The organism is Nocardia sp. NPDC003963, from assembly GCF_053605105.1.
In genome coordinates this window covers 38,063-62,651 of the sequence record NZ_JBSGIP010000012.1, presented here as the reverse complement: position 1 = coordinate 62,651, position 24,589 = coordinate 38,063, and the positions used below count along the sequence as shown (strand labels likewise).

General features: G+C 66.9%; 22 protein-coding genes and 1 tRNA gene. 10 read left to right on the top strand and 13 right to left on the bottom strand.

Going from position 1 to position 24,589, the window contains the following annotated elements; all coding sequences use genetic code 11:
- Positions 1-210 precede the first annotated feature (210 nt).
- On the top strand, positions 211-708 hold the full coding sequence (locus ACWEWT_RS20735) for a MarR family winged helix-turn-helix transcriptional regulator (RefSeq protein ID WP_452561135.1): 498 nt from the start codon (positions 211-213) through the stop codon (positions 706-708).
- Between the two features lie 605 nt (positions 709-1,313).
- On the opposite strand, the gene ACWEWT_RS20730 is transcribed toward ACWEWT_RS20735, so the two are convergent.
- On the bottom strand, positions 1,314-2,069 hold the full coding sequence (locus tag ACWEWT_RS20730; protein ID WP_452561134.1) for a hypothetical protein: 756 nt from the start codon (positions 2,067-2,069) through the stop codon (positions 1,314-1,316).
- Between the two features lie 848 nt (positions 2,070-2,917).
- Between ACWEWT_RS20730 and ACWEWT_RS20725 the strand changes: the two genes are divergently transcribed.
- Together ACWEWT_RS20725 and ACWEWT_RS20720 are read left to right on the top strand one after the other, a co-directional pair.
- A complete protein-coding gene (locus ACWEWT_RS20725; RefSeq protein ID WP_452561133.1) occupies positions 2,918-4,099 on the top strand; it encodes a pyridoxal-phosphate dependent enzyme in 1,182 nt (393 codons plus the stop codon).
- A gap of 471 nt (positions 4,100-4,570) precedes the next feature.
- A complete protein-coding gene (locus ACWEWT_RS20720) occupies positions 4,571-4,906 on the top strand; it encodes a hypothetical protein (RefSeq protein WP_452561131.1) in 336 nt (111 codons plus the stop codon).
- A gap of 72 nt (positions 4,907-4,978) precedes the next feature.
- Here ACWEWT_RS20720 and ACWEWT_RS20715 read toward each other — a convergent pair whose 3' ends face one another.
- The 3 genes from ACWEWT_RS20715 to ACWEWT_RS20705 are packed head-to-tail and all read right to left on the bottom strand — an operon-like array spanning position 4,979 to position 7,895.
- Positions 4,979-5,992, bottom strand: coding sequence for a hypothetical protein (locus tag ACWEWT_RS20715; RefSeq protein ID WP_452561130.1), 1,014 nt, complete (start codon positions 5,990-5,992; stop codon positions 4,979-4,981).
- On the bottom strand, positions 5,992-7,329 hold the full coding sequence (locus ACWEWT_RS20710; RefSeq protein WP_452561129.1) for a Dyp-type peroxidase: 1,338 nt from the start codon (positions 7,327-7,329) through the stop codon (positions 5,992-5,994). The genes ACWEWT_RS20715 and ACWEWT_RS20710 overlap by 1 nt, the downstream gene beginning before the upstream one ends.
- Before the next feature lie 5 nt (positions 7,330-7,334).
- Entirely contained in the window at positions 7,335-7,895 is a 561-nt protein-coding gene (locus ACWEWT_RS20705; protein ID WP_452561128.1) for a hypothetical protein, read from the bottom strand.
- Positions 7,896-8,357: 462 nt separating this feature from the next.
- On the opposite strand from ACWEWT_RS20705, the gene ACWEWT_RS20700 reads away from it, so the two are divergent.
- The gene (locus ACWEWT_RS20700) at positions 8,358-9,626 is read left to right on the top strand and encodes an FAD-dependent oxidoreductase (RefSeq protein WP_452561126.1); all 1,269 of its coding nucleotides are present in this window, start codon (positions 8,358-8,360) and stop codon (positions 9,624-9,626) included.
- Positions 9,627-10,257: 631 nt separating this feature from the next.
- Here ACWEWT_RS20700 and ACWEWT_RS20695 read toward each other — a convergent pair.
- From ACWEWT_RS20695 to ACWEWT_RS20685, 3 genes are all read right to left on the bottom strand, one after another.
- Positions 10,258-11,220: a nucleotidyl transferase AbiEii/AbiGii toxin family protein gene (locus tag ACWEWT_RS20695; protein ID WP_452561124.1), complete on the bottom strand. Its 963-nt coding sequence runs from the start codon at positions 11,218-11,220 to the stop codon at positions 10,258-10,260.
- A complete protein-coding gene (locus tag ACWEWT_RS20690; RefSeq protein ID WP_452561123.1) occupies positions 11,213-11,860 on the bottom strand; it encodes a type IV toxin-antitoxin system AbiEi family antitoxin domain-containing protein in 648 nt (215 codons plus the stop codon). The genes ACWEWT_RS20695 and ACWEWT_RS20690 overlap by 8 nt, the downstream gene beginning before the upstream one ends.
- Before the next feature lie 116 nt (positions 11,861-11,976).
- Positions 11,977-12,468: a hypothetical protein gene (locus ACWEWT_RS20685; protein WP_452561122.1), complete on the bottom strand. Its 492-nt coding sequence runs from the start codon at positions 12,466-12,468 to the stop codon at positions 11,977-11,979.
- 216 nt (positions 12,469-12,684) lie between these two features.
- Here ACWEWT_RS20685 and ACWEWT_RS20680 point away from each other — a divergent pair, with 216 nt between their 5' ends.
- From ACWEWT_RS20680 to ACWEWT_RS20665, 4 genes are read left to right on the top strand one after another with little or no spacing between them, the layout of a single operon-like run.
- On the top strand, positions 12,685-13,071 hold the full coding sequence (locus ACWEWT_RS20680) for a hypothetical protein (protein ID WP_452561120.1): 387 nt from the start codon (positions 12,685-12,687) through the stop codon (positions 13,069-13,071).
- Positions 13,068-14,162, top strand: a complete 1,095-nt coding sequence (locus ACWEWT_RS20675; protein ID WP_452561118.1) for a Gfo/Idh/MocA family protein — start codon at positions 13,068-13,070, stop codon at positions 14,160-14,162. Before ACWEWT_RS20680 ends, ACWEWT_RS20675 begins: the two co-directional genes overlap by 4 nt.
- Positions 14,159-15,421, top strand: coding sequence for a DegT/DnrJ/EryC1/StrS family aminotransferase (locus tag ACWEWT_RS20670; protein WP_452561116.1), 1,263 nt, complete (start codon positions 14,159-14,161; stop codon positions 15,419-15,421). Before ACWEWT_RS20675 ends, ACWEWT_RS20670 begins: the two co-directional genes overlap by 4 nt.
- Positions 15,418-15,855 carry an NUDIX domain-containing protein gene (locus ACWEWT_RS20665; RefSeq protein ID WP_452561115.1) on the top strand — a complete coding sequence of 146 codons (438 nt, stop codon included), beginning with the start codon at positions 15,418-15,420 and terminating at the stop codon, positions 15,853-15,855. The genes ACWEWT_RS20670 and ACWEWT_RS20665 overlap by 4 nt, the downstream gene beginning before the upstream one ends.
- 384 nt (positions 15,856-16,239) lie before the next feature.
- Here the strand turns inward: ACWEWT_RS20665 and ACWEWT_RS20660 are convergent.
- The 5 genes from ACWEWT_RS20660 to ACWEWT_RS20640 form a co-directional block, all read right to left on the bottom strand.
- A tRNA-Ala gene (locus ACWEWT_RS20660) sits at positions 16,240-16,315 on the bottom strand.
- Between the two features lie 96 nt (positions 16,316-16,411).
- A complete protein-coding gene (locus tag ACWEWT_RS20655) occupies positions 16,412-17,149 on the bottom strand; it encodes a DsbA family protein (protein ID WP_452561114.1) in 738 nt (245 codons plus the stop codon).
- A 56-nt stretch (positions 17,150-17,205) separates the two neighbouring features.
- Positions 17,206-18,486: an MFS transporter gene (locus ACWEWT_RS20650; protein WP_452561112.1), complete on the bottom strand. Its 1,281-nt coding sequence runs from the start codon at positions 18,484-18,486 to the stop codon at positions 17,206-17,208.
- 261 nt (positions 18,487-18,747) lie between these two features.
- Positions 18,748-20,385: a phosphoglucomutase (alpha-D-glucose-1,6-bisphosphate-dependent) gene (gene pgm, locus ACWEWT_RS20645; protein WP_452561111.1), complete on the bottom strand. Its 1,638-nt coding sequence runs from the start codon at positions 20,383-20,385 to the stop codon at positions 18,748-18,750.
- A gap of 47 nt (positions 20,386-20,432) precedes the next feature.
- A complete protein-coding gene (locus ACWEWT_RS20640; protein WP_452561110.1) occupies positions 20,433-20,789 on the bottom strand; it encodes a hypothetical protein in 357 nt (118 codons plus the stop codon).
- 604 nt (positions 20,790-21,393) lie between these two features.
- On the opposite strand from ACWEWT_RS20640, the gene ACWEWT_RS20635 reads away from it, so the two are divergent.
- The gene (locus ACWEWT_RS20635; protein ID WP_452561109.1) at positions 21,394-22,077 is read left to right on the top strand and encodes a TetR/AcrR family transcriptional regulator; all 684 of its coding nucleotides are present in this window, start codon (positions 21,394-21,396) and stop codon (positions 22,075-22,077) included.
- Between the two features lie 66 nt (positions 22,078-22,143).
- On the top strand, positions 22,144-23,472 hold the full coding sequence (locus tag ACWEWT_RS20630; protein WP_452561108.1) for a D-arabinono-1,4-lactone oxidase: 1,329 nt from the start codon (positions 22,144-22,146) through the stop codon (positions 23,470-23,472).
- Here ACWEWT_RS20630 and ACWEWT_RS20625 read toward each other — a convergent pair.
- A complete protein-coding gene (locus ACWEWT_RS20625) occupies positions 23,437-24,255 on the bottom strand; it encodes an SIR2 family NAD-dependent protein deacylase (RefSeq protein WP_452561106.1) in 819 nt (272 codons plus the stop codon). The genes ACWEWT_RS20630 and ACWEWT_RS20625 overlap by 36 nt on opposite strands.
- Positions 24,256-24,589 lie beyond the last annotated feature (334 nt).

The window sequence follows — 24,589 nt, the reverse complement described above, 5'->3', positions numbered from 1 at the left end:
CCCTACGGCGCGCACGGAAAACGACGGCCCGCACGCGTGATTCCCAGGCTGCCCCCGGCCCGCGCCGACCCATCGCGGCCTACGGCATTCATCGAGTCCACCGGTCTCCCTGACTCCCCGGATGGAATCGGGCGCTCGGCACACGAGCGCGCACAGATCGGCGGCTTCTGCCGAGCGGCTTCATTTTTCCAGTGATCGAGGGGAAAGCCTATGTGCCCGAGAACAACCGAACCCGCCCGGATCTCGGTCGAACTCAAAAGGGCCCTGGAGTTCTATCACGAAACCGCCGATGATCTGATCCGCGAATTGAGCAGAGTGCTGGGCGTGAACGAGACCGATCGGCGTGCATTGGAGATCGTGCTGCTCGAGGACGAGAAGGCAACGACACCGGGAATGCTGGCCGAGCGGCTCGGCCTCACCGCTGCCGGCGTCACGATCATGCTCAACCGGCTGGAGAAGCAGGGCTACATCGCCCGATCGCTGCACCCGACCGATCGTCGTCGCGTGATCGTGATGGCCACCGAACTAGCGGCCCATCGCGTCCAGGAACTCGTCGTACCCATGATCGTCGAGAGCTACAAGATGTTGCTGGGCTCGTACGACTCCACCGAACTCGAAATAATCGCCGATTTTCTCACCCGCGCAGGCGAACTGCAACGAATCCACCGGCAACGGCTGCGCGACGTGGATCCCTATTCGAAACACTGAAAACTTCGATCACGAAACTTTGCACAATTCGATAGAAAACCGGGGAACTTCGAGATTCGGTGCCCAGAATTTTCGGTGAAAGTTCGGATAAGCGCTATCTGCGCACTGCTCTTCCCGTCGAACCCCGAATCATGGATGCCCCGCTCGAGCTGATCCGCGAGGCGACACCGTCCTGCTCGCGCTTCGGCGCTCGGCGGAACTGCCGGAATTCGATATCCGACACTCGGGCTTGTTTTCGGGTGGTTACGGCGGTGTGGTCACCGATTTGACAGGCCGTGCTGTCCGAAGTGTCGCCTCCGGTTCCCAGCGCTCGGTACATCCCGAGGAGAAAGCAGTAGTTGGATGGATACCGTCGACAACAGCGAAGACCGAGTGGCGGCAGAGCCGGACAGCGATGCCGAGCAGTCTCGGCCTCGAATCCCGCGGTGCTGCGGCCGGCCGGCCGGGGGACCATCGGCCGATCGATTCCGGCGGCCGCTCTCACGTGCGGGTGTGGTGGTGGCGTTGGCGACCACGGCGATCGGGATAACGCTCATGGTGCGGGTGGATTCGAACCCATCGGTGCGGGCGAACAACTCGGGGGAACCCACCGTACAGACTTCCGACTACAGCGCCGGCCGAAGCCGGACCAGCGTGACGAATACGAGCACGACGTCGGATGTACCGAGCGAGGTCCCCGAACCGGGCGCCGACGCGGTTACCGATACCGGGGCCACCCGACCGGCCGCCGATTCCACCGACCCCGATATCGGCACGGCTACAGCGACGGAGTCGATGACGGCCACGACGACGGACAGTTCGCCTGCGAACTCGACGGATGGTTCGATGAGCGCGAGCTTCTCCGCCACCGCGAGCTTTTCGGTCGAGGCCTCGTTCAGCGTGCAGGTCCCGGGTACGGTCTCCTCGACCCCGATATCCACGGTAACCGTCACCACGCCTCCGACAGATACGTCGACGGTCACGGTGACAGCCGATCCGAGCTCAGTGACCGCGTCGGCCGACCCGTCGACGATCACCGTCACATCGAGCACGGCCACCACCACAGTGCCGACCACCACGACAACGGCCCCGACCAGCACCATGACAGCGCCGACCGGCACCACGACCACGACGGCGCCCACAAGCACCACGACGACGACTCCGGCGAGTTCGACCACGGTGTCCACGTCATCGGAGATGTCCACCACACCCGCGTCGCCGACGACCACGGCGCCGAAGACGACCGAGCCCGCGGCACCGACGAACTCGACGCCTCCGACAACTCCGTCGATCGCGCATCCACCGGCCACCGCACCAGAGGTGGCCGCAACGGGATAGGTGGTGACACCACCGACGGCCGACGCCGGCGGTCGGCGGGACATCGTGCCGGCACAGGCAGGGTGAAACCGCCGAGCCCGAGTGACGAGGGTGAGTTCGGAGACGGCTCTCTGCCGGCCCGGGCCCGAGCCGGTGCGCCGAACCTCCTCTCCGGGAGAAGAATCCGGCCGAGCGGTCCTCGATAACGTTTCCGACGAGGTCGCCGATCACGAACCGGAACTCCATCGCGGTCGGATCCCGGCCGGAGCGTACGAACGTGTCGACCCGGTTCACCGTGGTGGCCGCCACTTCGCCGAGTACGTCGCCGGCCGGAATCGCCCCCGTACGGCCGAGCTCAACGGCGTATAGAGAATATCCGCCCGTGATGCCGCGGACCGGGTCGACAAGCGACGGTCACTCCACCGGATCGATCGACACGACCAGGGACGAGGCGGGCATGCGAAATACAGTGAGACGGATGGTGGCTGCGGTCACGGGGGCCGCGGCGACCAGTGGAGGCCAGGACACGATCATCCCTTCGTACGCGGCTCGGGCCGGCGAATGTCTACCCGCACGAGAAGAACGCGACCTCGGATCAGTCGACCTCGCGCGCTGACGAGGACCGGCTCGTGACAGGTGATCCGGCGATCCCGCACGACAATCGGCTCGGCGTGGAGGACACCCGCCCCCGGGCAGGGCAGCGGTCCCGACCGAGCGGGTGGCCGCTACCGGCCGTACCACGGCGTTCGACCGTCGGGCAGACCGTGCCGGACGGTCCGGCTGCCCCGGCTCATCGAGGCCGGCGGGGTCGCTCATATGACAGGTATGCGATCCGGCCTTCCACAACCGGAACCTCGCGACCCCGGCACGCCGTGATCGGTGTCCGCGACGCTGCGCATCGTTCGGCGGGCATATGAACAACGAGATCGCGAAGGCCCTCCTGCGGGCCGTCGGACATCTGTCGGAAACGGCGGATTCCGCGGCGACGGGCCTCTCACACTGGCTCCGCGCCGTCGCCGACAAGGGCCTACGGCAGCCCGCGCACCGGTTCCGTTCGGCGGAGATGGACGCCAAGGCTTCGATCGATTTCGTGCCGGGAGAGTTGCGTGCACCGACAATCCAGGAACGTTGGCGGGCCTTCGAAGAGATGTACGAAGCCCGATTGCCCGACCCGGTCATCTTCCACTCACCCGAACTGGACTCGATCGGTCAGGTCGAACTGCACATCGCCCTGGAGAATCTCTACCCGAATTCCCTCTCCATCAAGGAACGGGCCGCCCGAATCGTGATCCGCGATCTCCCCGACCTACCTCCGGGAACACCGGTTCTTCTCGCCTCCTCGGGCAACCATGCCATCGCCTATGCCGAAGCCTGCCGCCGCCGCGCAATCCCACTGACCGCAGTGGTGCCAGCGAACACTCCAGCACTGAAGGTGGCCAAGCTCGAAGAACGCGGAGCGACCGTGATCCGGCACGGATCGAGCTACGACGACGCCTACGCCCACGCCAGACAACTCTCACAGGATCGGGGTGGGCTTTTCATGGATGTCTCGGCACACGACTCGGTCGCCGCGCTGGGAACTGTGGTCACCGATATGCTCTCCCAGCGGCCCTTCGCCGATGTCGTCGTATTACCCGCCGGTGGCGGCACGGTCGCTTCGGCCGCATCGGCGATCCGGGATCTGGAGCAACACTGGGGCCGCCAGTACAAGATCCTCATCGCCTGCCCGGAGAACGCGCCGACGGTTTACGAATCGTTCAAAGCCGGCGAACCGGTTACCATTTCCCCGCATTCCATGGCCGAGGCCGTCAACGTCGGGACGGTCGATGCCCACCTGTTGCCGGAGATCATCCGATCCGCCGACGATGTCGTCCTGGTACCGGAAGCATGGATTCACCAGGGAACCCGACTTCTCAGCGACGCGATCGGCCATCCTGTCGAGGCCGCGGCCACACTCGGACCCATGGCCGTCCTCGGGTCCGGAGGTATACTACACGGAGCCAGCGGCTCCGTACACGATATCCGTGGTCGAGAGGTCCTCACCGTGGTCACCGGCGGCAATATCGATCTACACACTCTCGCCCCGAAACCCTAGAACGCTGTGGCGTGCCGACCGGCGATCCGGAGATGATCGCCGGCGCAGCGCGCGACCGTGGATTCGTCGGACTCGCTGTCCGGTCCCACCGATGCTACGGGGACTCGAACCCCTCACCCCACGACGAGGTTCACGGGAGTCATCGGTCCGGCGAAGCATCGTCGTTCGGCACCGACCCGAAATCGAGTCCGGGCTACCTGTGGCCGCGCACACTCGAGCACGACACCCTCGAACGCTGTGGCCGGTGAACAAGTCGTGTTCGTCGCACCGGACGACAGTGCCCGAGCGTTCGGAGGCAAGGCGGAGCAAGCCGCGTAGTTTCGAGGATTCTCAGGAGAAGTTGACAAATGTGCAGTAATGTAAACTATTCGAAGGTCCGGCTCCTCGGCCTGCGCGTCGAATCAGTCACCGCCGCCGGGCGTTCCACCCGAGCACCGCGAACGAACCAGCAGCACAACACAAGGGGACAACATGTCGTTCGTCGTCGAGGTGAGCTGCCGCGACGATCGCTGGCTGCTGCACGCACCAGCGTTCGGGGTCTCCCGGTTCGTGAACGACGAGGAGTCGATCCGGGAGGGAGCGCATACGATGATCGCGCAGTGCGGCGCTGCCCCCAGGGATTTCGAGATCGAACTCGAATTCTGCAGCGCGCGCGACGAAACCGACGCCCGGAACCTCCCGGCGACCGCGCCCGCGCTTTCGACAGCGCCGGCCGACCCGATGGCACGGATAGTACATATGAGCCGCGCCCACCCCATGACATCCAGAGCACAGGCGTGGACCGGCGTTCGGATGGAGCATCCCTGACAGATCCGGCCGGGAGCGTGGTCGCGGCGCATACACCGCCGGACCGACCCGCCGCGGACGACCGATCCCCGGTCAATTCATGGTCGCGAGATTGCGCCAGAGGTTCTCGAGACTGTCGGTGCCGCCGAACAGAGTGGTGAAGTTGGTGGAGTCGATGAGGACGATATCGCCCGCGCGCCGGTCGGCGGGTGGCATCCAGATCAGCGCGTTGAACTCCGTGTTGCCGGCCGCGGTGAAGGGGTGGGGCCGGCTCGGATCGATGCGCTGACGACCCAGGACCCGTAACGAGTCGCTTTCCGGCGCGGTGAGTTCGTAGTGCGGCAGATGGGGGTGGAAGTTCAATGTGGTGACATCGTCCAGCAGCCGCGGGGTATCCAGATCACGAAAGGCGGTCAGCGGGGCGATCTCCCGGGTGCCGTCGACGACCGCCGGGCGCAGACCCCATATGTTGTTCACCGGTACTTCCAGGGCTTCCATCAGCGAACGCGTGTACCGGCCGAATCGCTGTTGCCGGGGCACCAACGGGTCGCCGTGATGCTCGTATTCCGTCTGCCGCTGCCTGTAGTCGTCGGTGAAGCCGACGTCGTGGTGCGGCGCCAACAGCAGGCACGTCCCGTCGCGTTCCAGCCACTCCCGGACCGCCGCGCTCTCCTCGGGTGTGGCCGCCTGCTGGGAGAGCAGGTGGTCGAGCCCGAATACCATCAACGTATCGGTGTCGGCCAGGATCCGCTCATCGATCGGCAATGTGTATCCGGCCTGGTCGATGCGCTGGAACACGGCGACGGGATGACCTGTCACCGCCCCGGCCAACCGCTGGAACGCCAGCGTAGAGCGGTGGAACAGCTCGAGGGTGCCCGCAATGCCCTGTAGGAAGTGCGCCGCGTCGTAGGCGGGGGTCTCGTAACCCGGCCACGCCGCGTTGCGCACCTCGGTCATCGTGGAGAAGCGGTTGTATATTTCCGCGGGATCGCGTTGGGACTCCCACGGGTAACTCCACGCCCAGTAGATGCTTATCCGCCTGCCCCCATCGTGTCCGCGCGGGACGTGTGCCTGGTTGTAGGTGCGTGCGGGCGATCGGGTGCTCATCAGGTCACCTCTCCACTGTCCAGGTCGGCCAGATACCGGAGGGCTCCGATACCCGGCAGGAAGAAGTACGCGCCGCCACGGAGCGTGGTGAAGGCGGGCAGGTTCGCAAGCACCTTGCGGACGGGCCGCTTGGGGATCGTGAACTGCAAACTGCCGTCCTGAGCGCCACAGATGGGGTCGTGTTCATTGCCCAGTTCATGGAAATTCTCGTCATTGATCCAGACGTTCTGCGCGAACTCGAACTGGCGAACCAGGCTGGCGCAGATGATGAACGCGGCGATGCCTCGGTCCGCGCCGTCGTCGGGTGCGTCCGCGGGCAGTGCCGGACCGTAGGTGGCGCCACGGCGGATCATCCGATGCCGGTTCATATTCGCCGCGGTGCCGCGTGGGTTGAGCCGCCGGATATGCGAACCCAGCGGCACCGCGTAGCCGTGCGGATCGGTCTGCTGGTAATCGAAATCGTTGTTCCGCAGCGGATCCGCACCCAGCTGTGGATCATCGCGTTCGGGGGCCAGGGCCAAGGGGGCACCGCTTCGCCAGCGACCCATGAATTTCGCGGCGAGCAACTCCTGCCCATCGGAGGTGTCGGCGTGCTCGCGCAGATAGTTCCGAAACGCGCCGACATGCTCCTGCAACCGCCGGTACGCCATATAGCTGCCGTTGCGGGACAGCACCTCCGGTTGCGGCAGCCCGCGGGGCGGACCCGCTTCGTCGGGGTAGCCCAGGATGAACTCACCGGGTTCCAGCGGTGCGCCCGAGCCCGGTGTCGGCTCTACGCCGGATCCTTTCATCACCGGCTGGGACAACCGGTCACGGAAACCGAAATGGTCGTGGGCATAGTCGAATGGCGGCGTCGCGTTCAGATCCAGGTACGACAACACGCGCACACCGGGGCAGCGGGACACCAGCCGGTCGTGCGCTGCCGTGCATCGCCGGTGTTCGTCCTCGGTGCGGGCGAACAAGATCGCGATGGCGTGCAGGTCGTCACCGGCCAGCCCACCCACCCAGTTGTCCGGGTGGCCGGCCCCGGTATCGCCCAGGATATCGGCGCGGGCGGGCATACCCTCACAGAACTCGTCGGGGAAGGTGGTGAGCGCCTCCTCCGGCACTCCCAACGCTCCCAGGCCGCGCCAGGTGAAGGCCAGCGTTATCCAGCGCTCGGAGCTGTCCATTGTGGCGCGTGCGTCGGCAGCCGACTGGACCCGGTCCACCAGCGCGGTCAGCCAGGCCCGGCCGCCGGCGGGATCGTCGAAGGACAGGAACTCGTAGCGGCCGGTCAGCGCCGGGGTACGGGTCAGCAAGAGGTGCTGGATATCGTCCAGCTCGAGGGCAGGCACGGGGATCACTGCATCTGATCGAGCATGTCGGAGAACGCGGCCTCGAGCCGTAGCGCCTTCTTGATCTTCTCGGCGGTGACGTAGGGGTACTCGCCGTATTCGAGGAAACTCGGCACCTGATGCTCGCGGACGAATCGGGCGAACGCCTCGGGATTCTCCCGCCAATCCTCGGGAAAGCCTTCGAGGTTGGTGAAAACGGTGGTGATGCCGGTCTTACCGAAGAGGGCCACGGCATCCTCGGTGTACTTGTCGAAGTCGGTATCGAAGATCCCCTGGTATTGAAAGTGCAACCCGGACCCGACGTCGAACAACTGCCACCGCAGATAGTGGAGCCGCAGCGGCGCGAGCACATTCGGACTACCTGCCACGGCATCCTCGATCTGCTTCCCGTAGGCGCGTATCGCCTCTTCTCGGCCCGGTTTGACCTTCGCGATGATCGAGAACCCGTAGCAGGCGGGGGTCCGTGGGTAGGTCGGGCCGTACCGCCCCCGCTCCAGCACGAAATAGCCCTCCCGGGGGATGGCCATCGCCGCGGGTTTGCTCCATTCATGATCGTTCGTCGGCATATCGTCCTCCATGACAGGAGTTGACCGGACTTCGAACCCCAACAAATACGCCGTGGAACCCGGAATACCGCAACCCCGATATCAGGATCCGCGGGGGCACATCCGCCCGATATCAGAATAACTGCGATATTGCCGCTCAGCACCCCCCGCGATCCCGTCCGCCGGCGACCCGACGCCGTACCCGGCTTCCGGAGCACCCCGGCGAGAGCCACACCGCCCTGCGCCGTGGTCGCCGACGACGGCGCAAGCTTGCAGCGTGGCGACTCGCCCCTCGCGGCGACGCCCGGGTATCCAGCGCCCTGGACGAGCAGCAGCCACCACCGGGCCGGCCGAGCCGTATCGCCGACCCCGGGACAGCGGTCGAACCATGATTCGGCCCGAAAAGGCCGGCCGGGGTCGTTACGTGACCGAGTAGCATTTCAGGGAGACCTCCCGGCGCGCGGCGATCGAAGGAGGCTTCTCGTGGAACGGACAACCTGCTTGGTGGCCGGCGGCGGGCCGGCGGGACTGATGCTGGGTCTGCTACTCGCCCGAGCCGGTGTCGAGGTCACCGTCCTGGAGAAGCACAAGGACTTCCTCCGCGATTTCCGTGGCGATACCGTGCACCCCACCACCCTGGACCTGCTCGACGAGCTGGGCCTCGGTGCCGAGTTCGCGAAACTGGGCGCCCGCGAGTTACGGCAGATAGTGCTGCCGATCGCGAACGGTACACAGCTGCTCGCGACCTTCGATCACCTGCCCGGCCCGCACAAGTACGTCGCGATGGTGCCGCAGTGGGACCTGCTGGACCTGCTCGCCCGCACCGCCGTACCGGAACCGACCTTTCAGCTGCGGATGAGTACCGAAGCGACCGAACTGATCCGGGTCCAGGGCAAGGTCACCGGCTGCGCCTATCGGACGGCCGACGGCGAGACCGGCACGATCCACGCCGACCTCACGGTGGCATGCGACGGCCGCGCCTCGATGCTCCGGGCCTCGACCGGACTACCCTCACGGAGCTGGCCGACACCGATGGACGTGTGGTGGTTCCGCCTCCCACGCACCGCTACCGACCCCGCCGGAGCGCTCCCCGTCGTCACCGCCCGCCGCGCCGCCGTCATGCTCGACCGCGGTGACTACTGGCAATGCGCCACACTCATCGCCAAAGGCGCCGACGCGGAAGCCCGGCGTGGCCCGGTCCGCGACATCATGCGCAGCATGGCCGACGCCGCACCCTGGCTCGCTGACCGGCGCGACGCCCTGACCGGCTGGGACGAGGTGAAGCTACTCGATGTCCGGCTGGATCGGCTGAGCACCTGGTACGTCGACGGTCTGCTCTGCCTCGGCGACGCGGCGCACGCGATGTCGCCGGTCGGAGGTGTCGGCATCAATCTCGCGATCCAGGATGCCGTCGCCGCGGCCAGGATATTGGCCGCGCCGTTGCTCGCGGGCACCACGACGACCCGCGATCTGGCCCGGGTACAGCGCCGCCGCCTGATCCCGACCGCGGTGATCCAGGCGGTACAGCGGGTGCTGCACGCCCGCCTGATCGTGCCGGCTCTCACCGGCCGGGTCGAGATAGCGGACGCCCCGAACGCTCCCCGGAGCCTGCGATTACTGCGCCGAACACCGGTGGTGCGCAGCATTCCTCCGTATCTGCTCGGCCGCGGGGTGTTGCCCGAACACGCACCGGATTTCGCGCGCCGCCCACCCGCACGGACCGCCACCGGGCCGGACGAGCCGGGTACCTGACACGGTGGCAGGCGGCAGCACGATCTCGCCGGAACAACCGGCCGATGCCGAGCGCGACCCGTTCCCGACGCGACTGTCCTTGGCGGACAGCCTGCCGGAGAACCGGATTCGCGAACTGCTGGAGGCCCGGCGACGGGAGCTGAGCGACTATTCGCCGACGCTGGAAGCAATCTCCGCCCCTGCCGAAGCGGCCGATACCGGGCAAGCGCTTCGGCTGGCGACGCTCGACGACGGCAGAACCGTCGCTGACACCATTTTCGGGGCCGAACCGCGGGGTACACGGGGGTCGGTTCGAAAAAACAGGTCAGGCCCGGTACTGGACCGGGCCTGACCTAGATTTTCAGGTGGAGCTAAGGGGACTCGAACCCCTGACCCCCACACTGCCAGGCGCATACCATCCCCCTGATCAGGGGTTTTTCCTGGGGAAACGACATGTCGTGGATGCCGTAGTTGGCGTGGCCGGCGGGGAGGTTGTCGTAGAAAGTGTCGTGAGGGGCGGTTTTTCTCCCCACCCCACGACTCCATACCTGAAACGCATAACTTGTGGGCAGCGGTCCTGAGCCCGCGACGCGAGACTTGACAAGCACCGATAGGGCGCTTTCCGGACCGGCTTGGTTCACTGCAGCTCCCCTTATCGCGTGCGCGCCCGAGCCGCGCACCAGGCGAGTTCCTGTGGGTCCCAGATCGCCGTGTCCCCAGCACTCACACCTAAGGCCGGATCGATGAACGCGGCCACAACGTCGGCCGCGGTGGTCGCGGTGAACGAGGCGGCGATCGGGACACCCTTCGCGGTTGTGGGGTAGGTGCGACTCCAGTCGGCAGGAATCTCGAAATGTTCGAACGGCTCGATGCCGCCGAGTGCCTGTTTGGCGGCAATCGCTCGGCGCAACTCGTGAAGGTCGACGCTCTGGGTATGGGCGAGAACGACGAGATCGACCAGATCCTTGACCCGGCTGCTGCGCTTACCGCCGGGATAGTTGGTATCCATGGTCGCGCAAACCTTGTCGGCGATCTGATCTGCGATCGGATAGAGCCGGTACGGATAGGTGACCAGCGGGCGGCGCAAGTGCAAGCGATTCGCCGGTTCGATCACCTCGGGCCGGCCGACCGGCATCGGCCCGACCACGATATCGACGGTCATCGTGTCGATCTGCCGGTCGGTGTGGATATCGAGGCACACGTACACGAAACGACGAGTGGCGACACCGGGCTGATTGTCACCAAGCCCGGTGGGCTCGGATCGGATCAACCGGAACGTGAGGTGATCTCCCAGGTCGGCCGCCACCAGAGCACTCAGCAACCGCTCCGCCTCGGCCAAGTCTCCCGCCTGCTGCGCGGCAAGATCCACATCCTTGGTCGTGCGCGAGCGAGGAACCCGGGCCAGCATGCTCATGCCGCCTTTGAGCAACCATTCCGACTGCTCACCGTCAGCGAATACGCGTGAGAGGAACCGATCGAACCGTGCCTGCCGGATCTGAGCGTCGATGGTCGCGGCACTGATACCGGGACCGGCGTCGCGGGTGGCCTTCTTGGCCGCATCCTTGATCGCCAGCTCCAGAGATCGCCAGTCCGGGTAGCCGGATCGGTCAGTCACCGCGGAATTCTTCCGGACGAATACCAGCCAGTTCGAACAGATCCGCCACGACCTCGCAACCGTTGCGACGGCCGATCACGTCGAGATGCTCGGCGAGCCGATCGGCAGACAGTAGCTTTCCGGCTCGCACAGCATCGCGTACAGTACCGGCGACCAGTGACATGTCCGTGCCGAGGTCGACGAGGTCGGCGATCGTCCGCTCGACGGTGAGTGTCGGCAGACCGTCGACCGGTAGGACATCGTCCGGGGCCAGGCGCCGGATCCGTAGACGCACACCGGGCAGGCGAGTGCCCTTACGCGCGGGGACGATGTAGTCGAGTTCGTCGAGCAGGAAGTCTCCGATACCGTGGACAGCGGCCGCCGTGGTACCGGCAGCCACGAGCGCGGACACCCCGGTGTCGGCGCGAGGGGCAGTCGCGCCGCCGAGCGCGAGCCAGGTCGCATAGATCGTCTCGTGTTCGGCCGATGGCGCGCCGGCCATCCGGTAAACCCCATGCGCGACGCGCTCGATCGCGCCGGCGGCGGCCATCCGAGACAACTGCTTGCGAGCGACACCGACAGTGGCAGCCTGAGCGGTCGTGAACAGGCCCCACCGCTGTTCCGCGATGACGCCGAGCCGCGCCAGTGTCACATCCGCCACGACAACTAATGTACCCATTAAAGGACACAAATGTTGCGACCTAGCGAAATGGTGCTGGCGGGCTCCGCTGATCGGGCCACAACGAATCTGAGGCATCGCATTTAGAGAACTGAACCTCACCAGTTGACTGCCTCGCAGAGCGCCTGCCGTGTGCTGGGGGCGGCGTGGGCGCGCAGCAGTGGGGCGAAGGCGCGGAGATGGTGAGCCGCGTTGTCGGCAGCCGAGCCGCCGCCGTGCAGGTTTTCTGCCGCGGCGGCCGCGGCAACCGCATACCGGACCTTGTCCACGTCGGACCGTCCCACGCGGCCCACAGTCTTCGAGCTTGCCAGGTAGTCGAAGGGGATGTGTTCGGGATCGAAGGGGCTGAACAGATTGACCGCCAACGGATCTCGACATTCGTCGGCGGGCTTCCGGCGGGTGGCGGCCAAGCCGAGTTCGGTCTCGGTGGCGTGGAGTACTGCGCAAAGGGCCTGGCGGTAGTCTTTGCCGGGCCAGCGCACCGCGCCGCGTTCGTAGCGGGCGATGGTGTGCGCGTCGAGTTCACGGCGCTGGCCGGTGGTTCGCCACAGGTGGTCGTTGACCGCTTCGGCCAGTTCGGCGCGGGTCATCGACCGCCCCGCCACTGTCGGTGACGGGGTCGCTTCCCGGCGCTGCTGCAGTTTCAGGTTCGGTGTCGGCACCTTCGATCCCCTCGATCGGCCGCGCCCAGTCTATCGACCTGCCCGAACCCAGGACCGGTTCACGCCGATCTGCCCCGCAATCTGCCCTCCTGGAATTCCGCGCCACGCACGAGTCTGGAGGAACAAGTTCGACGCACACGCCGGATGAGCGAGACCCTGATTCTCGCGCGGCAGGAGGAGACGACGATGAAACCACTTGTCTACGGCTACCTGCGACTCGATGTCGCGGGCGAACACATCCGCGACTGCGAGAGACGGATTCAGATGTTCGCCGACCAGCAAGGCTACGACCTGGGCATGGTGTTCCACGAACGCACTCACGGGCGCGCGGGGTTGAACGCGCTGATCGCGGAACTGGTTCGCGCCCAATGTCCTAACGTTGTCGTGCCCGATCTGGAGCATCTGACCCGGCAGACTGCTCTCCGGCAGGGGGTGGAGGCACGGCTGTGGTGTGAAGCCAACGCGGGCGTGCTGGTTGCGGGCGCCTCGGACGGGGTCCAGGATCGGGCGTTGGCGGGAGCGATCCGATGACGGCACTCGATTGCGCCCGCGTCGACCAGCTCCCGGAAGTGCCGACAAGCGCAGGCGAGCTGCCCCCTCGCCCACTGTCCCTCATCCCTCGGCGGCGCGTTCCGCTGCGTGTGGGTGTGATTGGGTTGGGCAGGCAGGCGCTCGACGATCACCTGCCCGGGCTGGCCTCGTGCGAGGCTGCCGAGCTGGTGGCGGTGTGCGATGAGGATCCCGAGATCGTGCGCGAACAACAGTACCGGTGCCGGGTCCCCGGGTACACCGACTTCACCGCCATGCTGGGTTCGGAGCAGTTGGATCTGGTCGTGGTGTGCGTCCCGCACTGCGTCGGCCGCCGGGTGATCGAAGCCGCCGCCGAGCACCGCGTGCACGTGCTGAAGGAGAAACCGTTCGCCACATCGCTGACCGAGGCCCGGGAGCTGGCGCGGCTGTGCGAGGACGCCGGGATCGAGCTGATGGTCACCCTGCAGCGGCGCTTCAACCCGATCTACAAGAGCTTCCCGCAGCTGGCCGACCATATCGGGACGCCGTTCGTCATCGACGCCCGCTATACCCTGCACACCACCGATCCCTCCGACGGGTGGCGCGGCGACATCGCTACCGCCGGCGGCGGCTGCGTGATCGACATGGGCTACCACGTCATCGACCTGGTCCTGTGGTACTTCGGTCTCCCGGATCGCATCACCGCGGACCTGTCGGTCGCGGCCCGCCCGGACCGCGAATACGACGCCGAAGACACCGCTCTGGTGCACTTCTCCTACGACTCCGGTCTCTACGGATCGATCCTGCTGTCCCGCTTCATCGGACCCAAAACCGAGGACCTGCGCCTGGTCGGATCCAAGGGCATGGTCCATCTCGAACGCGGCCGCATCCGCCGCCTCACCAACGACGGCGAAGTCGTCGAATCCCTGCTCCGGGAACAAGCCTGGCCCTCGGCGGCGGCCACCCAGCTCGACTACTTCCGCCGGGTCATCGACGGCGAACGCCCCAACCTCAGTGGCCCTCGTCAGCACCTGGCCCATCTGCGCTTCGTCACCGCCTGCTACCAAGCCGCCCGCACCCACACCTGCATCGACCCCAAGGAGCTCCGGTGACCTCACCTCTCGCTCTGCTCGGCGGCACTCCCGCCGTCACCGACTCGGACCCGCACTTCCAATGGCCGCCGACCGATAACCTCACCCGCAAAGTCGTACTGGCCCAGCTCGACGACACCATCTCGATCTACGACCGCTCCGGTGTCATCGCCGACCTCGAAGACGCGCTCGCCGCCTACTTCGGCAGTCGGTACGTTGTGCTCACCAGCTCCGGCACCGCCGGCCTGTACTCGATGTACGCCGCCTGCGGCCTGCGTCCCGGCGACGAAGTCATCGTGCCCGCCTTCACCTTCTTCGCCACCGCCACTCCACTGCTGCACCTGGGCGTCATCCCGGTCCTGGCCGACTGCGACGACACCGGCAACCTCGACCCACACGAACTTCCCCACCACATCACCGAGAAGACTAAAGCCGTTGTCGTCACTCACATGTGGGGCATGCCCGCACAGATGCGCAGCCTCGCCGGCCTCGCCGAGGTCTACGGCCTGCAGCTCCTCGAAGACGGCTCCCACGCCCACGGCGCCACCATCGCAGGCCGCAAGGTCGGCACCTTCGGCCGCGCCGCAGCCTTCAGCATGAACGGCCCAAAACCACTCTCGGCCGGCGAAGGCGGGTTCGTCCTCACCGACGATGACAACCTCTACTACCGCCTGCTCCTGCACGGTCAATACAACAAGCGATGCCGCACCGAGATCCCCGAACACCACTCGCTGCACCGCTACGCGGTGACCGGCATGGGTCTCAAACACCGCATCCACCCCCTGGCCGCCGCCATCGCCCTCGACCAACTCGGCCACCTCGACGACTACCTAACCGGCCGCAACCGGATCGCCGCCCACATCGCCGACCGCCTCGACGGCTTACCCGGGATCGTCGCACCCCGGTCCGGCCCCGAGACCCGGCCCTCCTGGTACGGGATGGCCCTGCAGTACCAGCCTGAGGAACTCGACGGAATCCCCGTCGAACGCTTCCACCAGGCGCTACTGGCCGAGGGATGCCGGGAAGTCGACCGACCGGGCTCCACCTGTCCTCTCAACCAGCTCGAACTCTTCCAGACACCCGGTACCCTCTTCCCCGAACACGAAGGCGAATTCGCTTATCGCCCCGGCGAATTCCCGCACGCCGAACACCTGCACCACCACACCCTCAAACTCCCCGTCTGGCACCGCGACCACGACCTCCCCCTCGTCGACCGCTACCTCGACGCCATCGAAAAAGTCATCCACCACGCCCACCACCTGAAAGGATTAACTCAATGACGACCACCCTCGAAGACCTCACCACCGAAGCCGAAAGCGACGGCGTCCAGCAACTCGTCGTCGGCGCGGTCGTCGAGCACGACGGACGCATCCTCCTGCTGCGGCGCCCCGGCAACGACTTCATGGGAGGCATCTGGGAACTGCCCAGCGGCAAAGTCGAACCCGGCGAAAACCTCCACCAAGCCCTCGCCCGCGAAGTCGAAGAGGAAACCGGCCTCCAGGTCACCGCCATCGGTCGCTACATCGACAGCTTCGACTACCGCTCCGGCAGCGGAAAACACAGCCGCCAATTCAACTTCACCGTCCAGTGCACCGCCCCCGAACCCGTCCGGCTCACCGAACACGACGCCTACACCTGGACCCCACTCACCGAAGAACCGCCCGTCACCGACGCCGTCAAACAGACACTCACCACATACCGAAACGCCGCCTGAACGGCGAGATCATCGTGGACGCGGGCGGCACCGGGTAAGCGGCGACGAGCGTCCGTCCGGCCGCCCGCGGCGCCTCGGTCACGATCCTGCCGGTCGGCAGCTTCGAACAGCACGGCTACCACCGACCCTTCATCACCAGGGTCCCGGCGTTATCGTGGCCGCCGAACGGACCGCGCGGTGCAATTCGCCTTACGTCGTCGGAGTTGCTTCGGTCACATGCCGTAGGAGAATGCGTCCGTCGAGAGGAGCAGCTGGGCCCCGGCCCGGTGACCACCACACCGACAGAAAACGACCCTCACACCGGCTATGTTGGTGTGAGGGTCACTGTCGTAGGAAACTGTCGTAAAACCCGACAAATCGGGCATACCAAAAGGATATAATCCCTGGTGGAGCTAAGGGGACTCGAACCCCTGACCCCCACACTGCCAGTGTGGTGCGCTACCAGCTGCGCCATAGCCCCGGATGTAACTGCCGCCGGTTCCCCGGCTGCCTGAACGAAGTTACACCACCCGGACACCCGGCGCCAAATCGCCTGGATTCCGGAGGAACGCCGAGGTCACGGCGCCAGCCGCTGGACCCAGTCCGGCTCGTTGACATCGATCTTGGTAGCGCCGTCGAACACACTGGGGGTGGCGGCGGCGCCGTCGAGGGTCGCGGTCAGGGCGTCGAGGGTGGCGGCGGCCTGGTCGGCGACCTGTCCGCGGCGGGTGCCGGAGGTGATGCAGTCGCGGGCGGTTTGGGTGGCGCCGGATTCGGTCGCGATGGTGAGCAGTTCGTCATCGGTGAGCTCGGCACCCTCGTCCGGTTGACGGGTGGTGAACAGCGTCTCGTGGAACTTCGAGTAGGTGACCCCGGAACCGGTGTCCGCGACGCATTGGAGGGCGGCGATCGCGCGGCTGGAGTAGTCACCACTGGAGGATTTGGGGTCGAGGAAATTGACGAACCGGTAGCGGACGGCGAGTTTGCCTTCGTCGAGCTTCTGCGCGATTTCCTGGCCGTAGAGCGTTTCCAGGGTGCCGCAGGACGGGCACATGGGGTCCTCGTAGACGTCTATCGTCTTGGGGGCCTCCGGGCGGCCGAGGTGGACGCTTCCGTCGCTCTGCACTGCCGCGGTCACCGCTTCGTTGTGGACCGAGCCGTAACCGTCGTTGCGTACCTGGGCTTCTTCGCGCCCGCCCCAGCGGTAGGCGAAGACCACGATCAGCGCGATCAGGACCAGAGCCAGGGCGCCGAGGGCGTAGGTGGTCCGGTTGGACATGGGCCGCGGCGTGTAGTCGGACGGCGAGTTGCTCACGCGACCACTCTGCCGTATCCGGGCGAACCGGTCACCTACGAATCCTGGAGCGCCGGTCAGGGCCGGTTTTCCGGCCGGCTCCCGAGCCCCGGGAAACTCGCGGTGGTCGCCCCGTCACCGGTGCCGCCGTCCGCGGTCTCCGGTTCCGGACGGGTGGAGCCCGCGGGGACATTGTCCGGTTGCGGGGCCGCGGGTGCGCGGTCCATCGGTTCGGGCACGATCAGCCAGGCCACGGCGGCGACGGCGAGCAGTGATCCGGTGACGGCGAGACCGGCGCCGTAGGACAGCCGCTGCGCGATCGCGCCGACCACGATGGGTCCCAGGACCGTCCCCAGGTCCTGGGACATCTGGAATCCGGCGAGCATGGTGCCGCCGCGGGCGCGGTTGCCGATGATATCGCCCACCGCTGCCTGCTGGGCGGGGGTGAACAGTCCGGATCCGATACCGGCGACGAACGAGGTGACCAGCAGCCAGGTGATGGTCGGGGCCAGGCCGAGACCGGTGGTGCCGACCGCGCACACCAGGGCCCCGGAGATCAACAGCGGACGCCGTCCGTAGCGGTCGGACAGTCGCCCGGAGAAGAACAACACCGTGGCGTTTCCGGCCGCGAAAACAGTGAGGGCGACACCGGCCATACCGGGCGACTGGCCCAGCACCTCGACCACCAGTAGCGGGACCAGCGCCATCCGGACGCCGAACACCGCGGCACCGCTGGCGAAATTGGAGAACAGCGCCGCCCGGTACTCGGGCCGGGCCAGCCCCTGCACAAAACTGACGGTGGCCACATCGCGCCCGGATTCGGTTTCGGTGATCCGGGAATCGCGGAGGTTGAAGTAGACGACGGCGACGGCCAGCAGCAGGGCGACGGCGTAGATCAGGAACGGGGCGCGCAACCCGAAGCCGGCGAGCGCACCGCCGATCAGCGGCCCGGACAACCCGCCGATCAGGAAACAGGTGGACCACAGTCCGGTGACGCGGCCGCGTTCGGTGGGCGGCGACAGCCGGATCACCAATGCCATGGACGAGACGGTGAACATGGTCGATCCCACGCCGCCCAGCGATCGCAGCACCATCAGTTGCCAGTACGTCTGGGCGAAGGCGCTCGCGCCGGTGGACACCGCCACGATGAGCAGACCGACCAGATAGATCCGCCGCTCCCCCAGCAACTGCACCAATCGGCCGCTGACCGGCGCGAACAGCAGCCGCATCGCGGCGAAAGCGCTCACTATGGCCGAGGCGGCCGCCACGCCGACGCCGAAGCTGAGGGCGAACTGCGGCAGTACCGGCGAGACCAGGCCGAATCCGATCGCGACACAGAAGGCAGCGCTGATCAGCACCCATATCTCACTGGGTAGCGGAGGTTTGCCGGCGGGGCGCGCACGCCGGCGGGCCGGGATCAGGCGCCGGAGACCTGTGGCCGGGCCACCCGATCCGTACACATTCCCGGACCCGGGTCGATCATCTGCCACGGCCTCACCACTCACCCCGGCAGTCAACGCCGGGGTGGGCCCCACAATTCCCCGCGTCGGCGCGGGGATTACCGACCGGGAAGCGGTCGGGCCGTGATGCGGGCCTCCGGAAGCACGGAAGCCCGCGCCCTATCCCTCGGCCAGCACCCGCCCGACCATCTCCCGGGCCGCTTCCTGGACCTTCGTGAGGTGTTCGGCCCCGTGGAAGGATTCGGCGTAGATCTTGTACTTGTTCTCGGTCCCCGACGGCCGGGCCGCGAACCAGGCGTTCTCCGTACTCACCTTCAACCCGCCCAGCGCCGCCCCGTTACCCCGGGCGCGGGTGGCCACCTCGGTGATCGGTTCGCCCGCGATCTCGTCGCCGGTCACCTGGTCGGGGCTGAGACCGGCGAGCAGTATTTTCTGTTCCGGTGCCGCGGGAGCGTCGATCCGCGCGTAGGCGGGGGCGCCGTAGCGGCGTTCGAGCTCGTGATAGCGGGTCGACGGGCTCTGCCCGGTGACCGCGGCGATCTCGGCGGCCAGCAGGGCCAGCAGGATCCCGTCCTTCTCGGTGGTCCACACAGTGCCGTCCATTCGCAGGAACGAGGCGCCCGCGCTCTCCTCTCCACCGAAGGCGAGACTGCCGCTGAACAGGCCGGGGACGAACCATTTGAAACCGACCGGCACCTCGTAGACATCCCGGCCGAGCACACTCACCACCCGGTCGATCATCGAGGAGGTGACCGCCGTTTTGCCGATCTTGGTGAGCGCATCCCACCCCCGCCGGTTGGCCACCAGGTATTCGATGGCCACCGCGAGGTAATGGTTCGGGTTCATGAGCCCGCCGTCGGGGGTGACGATGCCGTGCCGGTCGGCGTCGGCGTCGTTACCGGTGGAGATGTCGTAATCGTCGCGGATGGATACCAGCGAGGCCATGGCATGCGGCGACGAGGGATCCATCCGGATCTGGCCGTCGCTGTCGAGCGTCATGAAACGCCAGGTGGGGTCCACGCTCGGATTCACCACCTCGAGATCGAGGTCGTAGCGCTGGCCGATCTCCTCCCAGTAGTCCACGCTGGCGCCGCCCATGGGGTCGGCCCCGAGCCGTATCCCCGCACCCCGGACGGCATCGAGATTGAGCACCGCCGGCAGATCGGCGATGTAGTGGTCGAGATAGTCGTAGCGGCCGACCGCGTCCATCGCGCGGGTGAGCGCGGCGCGTTTCACCCCGGCCAGACCACCGCGCAACAGTTCGTTGGCGCGTTCGGCGATACTGTCGGTCGCGCCCGTATCGGCCGGACCTCCGTGCGGGGGGTTGTATTTGATGCCGCCGTCGCGGGGCGGGTTGTGTGACGGCGTCACCACGATGCCGTCGGCCTGATGCCGCGCCCCGTCCCGATTGTGGCGTACCACCGCGTGGCTCAGCGCGGGTGTCGGGGTGTAGCGGCCACGGGAATCGACGACGGCATCGATATCGTTGCCGGCCAGCACTTCCAGAACAGTGGTCCAGGCGGGTTCGGACAGGGCATGGGTATCGCGCGCCAGATAGACCGGGCCGGTGATCCCCCGGGTTGCCCGGTATTCGACGACGGCCTGGGTGATGGCGAGGATATGCGCTTCGTTGAAGGTGCCGTCCAGGCTCGAACCCCGATGCCCCGAGGTACCGAATATCACCCGCTGGGTGGGCTCGGCGGGGTCGGGTACCCGGCTGTAGTACGCGGTCACCAGTCCCGGAACATCCACCAGATCGCCGGGGCGGGCGGGCCGTCCGGCTCGGTTGTGGGCCATGCTCGGGTCTCCCTTCGTGGTCGGCCGCACGCGGCTGGTCATCGTGATCACCGGTGCTGCCCCTGGGCCGCGGCGGCGAGATGTACCGCGGCGAGGTCGATCCCGGCGATACGCACGATGGTCCCGAGCGTGTGCGCGTAGGCGCCGGCGGTGGCGAACCCGGTCCTCCCGTACCCGGAAGTACCGAAGGCGGTGCGCGCACCACGTGATTCGCTACCCGCATCCGACGGCGCGGTGCGGAACGCGTCCGAGCCGTCGGAGGCACCCGGCGGTACCGGGTGAACAATGTTAACCGCCGATACGGCTCGGGGCGGCCGGGATTCGGCGTGCGCCGCGCCCGCGCCGACCACCGCGCACCGGACCCCGCTACCGGATAACCGGCCACTCACCACATATCCGGTCATCGGGTGCACCCCCGGCCCGCCGCCGCAGCCGATGATCCGGACCCAACCGACACCCTCATGACCCGACCCCTCTCGCTCGTACTGTCGTGCGTTGCGCTCGTGCCGTACTGCGTTGCCCCGTAGTGCCATCCGGTCGCCTGCCGGGTGGCCTGCCTCCGGGCCACGGCCGGGGCACGGTGGACGACCGGCACCGCGGCCCGGGACTGCGAGCCGCCTACCGGCGGCTCCCGATCCGAGCAGTGTACGAACCCCGGCGGAACGACCGGACGGGGTGGTGAACCCAGCGCCGGAATCCGGCGTCGGAAACTCTGTGGATAGGCCGATCTGGGCCCGGAACACCGGTGACCAGGGTCTTCGCCATACCGGATGTCAGCTGTGGCGCGTCGGGACCGCGGCCGGACCACCGCTGCGGCAGAACACTGTTCACTGTGCGGGACCGTGTGGCGCACGAAGTACCCGCCTGTACCGCGTCACCACCGTGCGCAGGTGCGGCCGCGCAGCATCCCGGGGGTTCCGGACCTGTGCCGCCGGTGCCGGTGCCGGGATCAGCTCGGCCGGATCGAAACCGATCACGGTTAATTCGTATGTTGTTACCATTCCGTATGTGAATCTCGCCACCAGTGCGCCCCGGCCGCGCCGGCTCCGGGTCGACGCGGCGCGGAATCAGCAGCGGATCGTCGACGCCGCCCGCGAGTTGTTCGCCGACCGCGGTCTCGACATCACGCTCGACGATGTGGCCGAACGCGCGGGTGTCGGGGTGGGCACGGTGTACCGGCGGTTCGCGAACAAGCGGGAACTCGTCGCCGAGGTGTTCGCCGGGCATATCCGAGAATTCGCCGAGGCCACCGCGGAGGCCCTCGCCGCGGCGGACCCGTGGGACGGATTGGTCCAGCTTTTCGAGTACGCGTGCCGGCGGATGGCGACCAACCGCGGTTTCAGCGAGGTGATGCTCGAATTGGGCGACGAAGCGCACCGGTTCGGCTGCCCCAGCGAAGAGATCGGCCCCGCGGTCGCGGCGGTGATGGACCGCGCCCGGACAGCCGGGGTGGTGCAGCCGGGTATCGAGGCGACGGATCTGTTCGCGTTGATCTACATGGTCGATTCGCTGGCCGAATTCGCCCGGCCCATCGATTCCGATATCTGGCGGCGGTATATGGCGATCACTCTGAACGGCATCCGGGCGGCGAACTCGCCACCACAGCCGCTGACGGTGAACGCGCTCAGCCTGGCCGAGGTCGAGCAGGCCAAGGCCGCCAAACCCGGGCCTTTCCCCACCCGCCGGCGCTGAGCCGCGCCGCTGGTTCTTCTCCCCTTTTCTCCACACCGGCGACCGTTTTCCCCTAGAGTTGGACGAGTGACCAAGTTATGGGTGAACTGGGCCGGTGATCAGCAGTGCACGCCGAGCCGGCTGTGCGCGCCGCGTGATCACGCGGAACTGTCCGCCGAACTCGCCCGAGCGGCCGCGGACGGCCATCGCATCCGCGTCGCCGGATCGGGCCACTCGTTCACCGACACCTGCCTCACCGACGGTGTCCTGCTGGATCTGTCCCGGATGAACCGCGTCCTGGATATCGATCGAGACGCCGGACTGGCCCGAGTACAGGCCGGGATAACGCTCGCGGCGCTCAACACCCGGCTCGACGAGCACGGCCTGGCCTTCCCCAATCTCGGCGATATCGACGTGCAGACCATCGCGGGTGCCACCGCCACCGGGACCCACGGCACCGGCGGGCGGTTACCGAATATCTCCGCCGCCCTGCACACGGTGGAACTCATGACGGCCGACGGCCGGATCGTGGAACTGAGCGAGGAATCCGGCCCTGAGGCCTGGCGGGCCGCCCGGGTGGGACTCGGCGCGCTGGGCGTGGTGACCGCGTTCACCCTGCGCTTGGTACCCTCGTTCGTCCTCGAGGGTATCGAGCGCCCGGTGCCGGTCGAAGAAGTGCTCGGGGACCTGGACTCCTATATCGACGGCAACGACCATTTCGAGTTCTATATGTTCGCGCACAGTCCGATCGCGATGACCAAACGCAACAACCGAGTCGATCTGGCGCCCGCACCACGATCGGAAGCGGTGGACTGGTTCGCCGATATCCTGCTGTCCAACCACCTTTTCGACGGACTGTGCCGGATAGCCCGCCGCCGGCCCGCACTCATCCCGTGGATCCAGCGCGGCGCCGCCTACGCGGGCAGCTACCGGCGCCAGGTCGACCGGTCCTACCGGGTGTTCACCAGCCCCCGGCTGTTCCGCTTCACCGAGATGGAGTACGCGATCCCTCGCGAGCATTCCGTCGCGGCGATCAGGGAGATCAAGGAGACGGCGCAACGTTTCGACAGCCCGATGCCGATCGAGGTGCGCTGGGTGGCGGGCGACGACGCGTTCCTCTCCCCCGCCGGCGGACGGGCGACCTGCTATATCGCGGTGCATCAGTACCAGGGCATGGACCACGAGCCGTTCTTCCGCGCCTGCGAGGCGATCTTCGACGCATACGACGGCCGCCCGCACTGGGGCAAACGCCACTATCAGACCGCGGAGACGTTGCGCGGCCGCTATCCCGACTGGGACCGGTTCGCGGCGGTCCGCCGGAACTACGACCCCGCGGGCCGATTCGCCAACGACTATCTGGACCGGGTCCTCGGTCCGGCCTCAACGTCCCAGGATGCGATCGACCAGCGCGGGTAGCGCGGTCCCGATGGGTTCGCGCAGGACTTCGGTCGCCAGCGAATCGTAAGGCGTGGGTTCGGCGTTCACGATGATCAGATCGGCCCCCGCCGCCACGGCACGCCCGCACAGCGAGGCCGCCGGTTCCACCTGCAGCGAGGTGCCGACCGCGAGGAAGATATCCGCCGTCTCGGCGGCCAGCGCCGCCTTCACCAGCGTGCGCTGGTCCAGAGCCTGGCCGAACATGACGACATCGGCCTTCAGCACCGCGCCGCATACCGGGCAGGGCGGATCGGCGACGCCCGCGGCCACCCGTTCCAGGGTCGCGGCCATGGAGGCGGTGTAGTCGCACTGCACGCAGACCACGCCGAACATATTGCCGTGGATCTCCACCACCCGCTGCGGCGCCGAACCGGCCCGCTGATGCAACCGGTCGATGTTCTGGGTGACGATGGTGAGCGCCCGGCCGCTCCGCTCCAGATCCACGAGCGCACGGTGAGCGCTGTTGGGTTCGGCCTGCCACGCGGGATTGTCCCGGCGGGCGAGCCAGGACTTTTCGCGCAGGGCCGGATCGGCCAGGTAATTGTCGTAGGTGGACAGCAGCTCGGCGATCGGATCCTCGGTCCAGACCCCACGCGGACCACGGAAATCGGGGATACCGCTGTCGGTGGAGATTCCGGCGCCGGTCAGTGCGGCGATACGGCCGGTGCGCTGATACCAGTCGGTCACCGCCGCGCCTCCGCGGCCGGGTTCCACTGCCCGGACAGCACGCGGGACCGCGGCGACCGTCGGTTCGGTGTGCACATACCACGAGCTTAGGCAGCCGGTTCCACGGCCGACATCGAGGAGGTCTCCGCACCGACTTCAGTTAATTGCTAGCAAACAGTTTGCTGGTGATCGGTCCGCCCGCTACCGCCTCCGAATTCCACCGGTCTCGTTGACCCACCCGAAACCGACCGAACGTCTCGGAACAGGCAGTTTTCCCGAAAGATCACAGGTAGATCGCATGGATCCGCGATTCACCGGGCTTTGCTGTGATGGTTGTCTCCAGATTTGCTGCCCGGTGTCCAGGCGGAGATTTTTCCGTTACTGTGAACACATCGCCGCACCGACTCCGAAACGGAGGTTCTGCTATGGC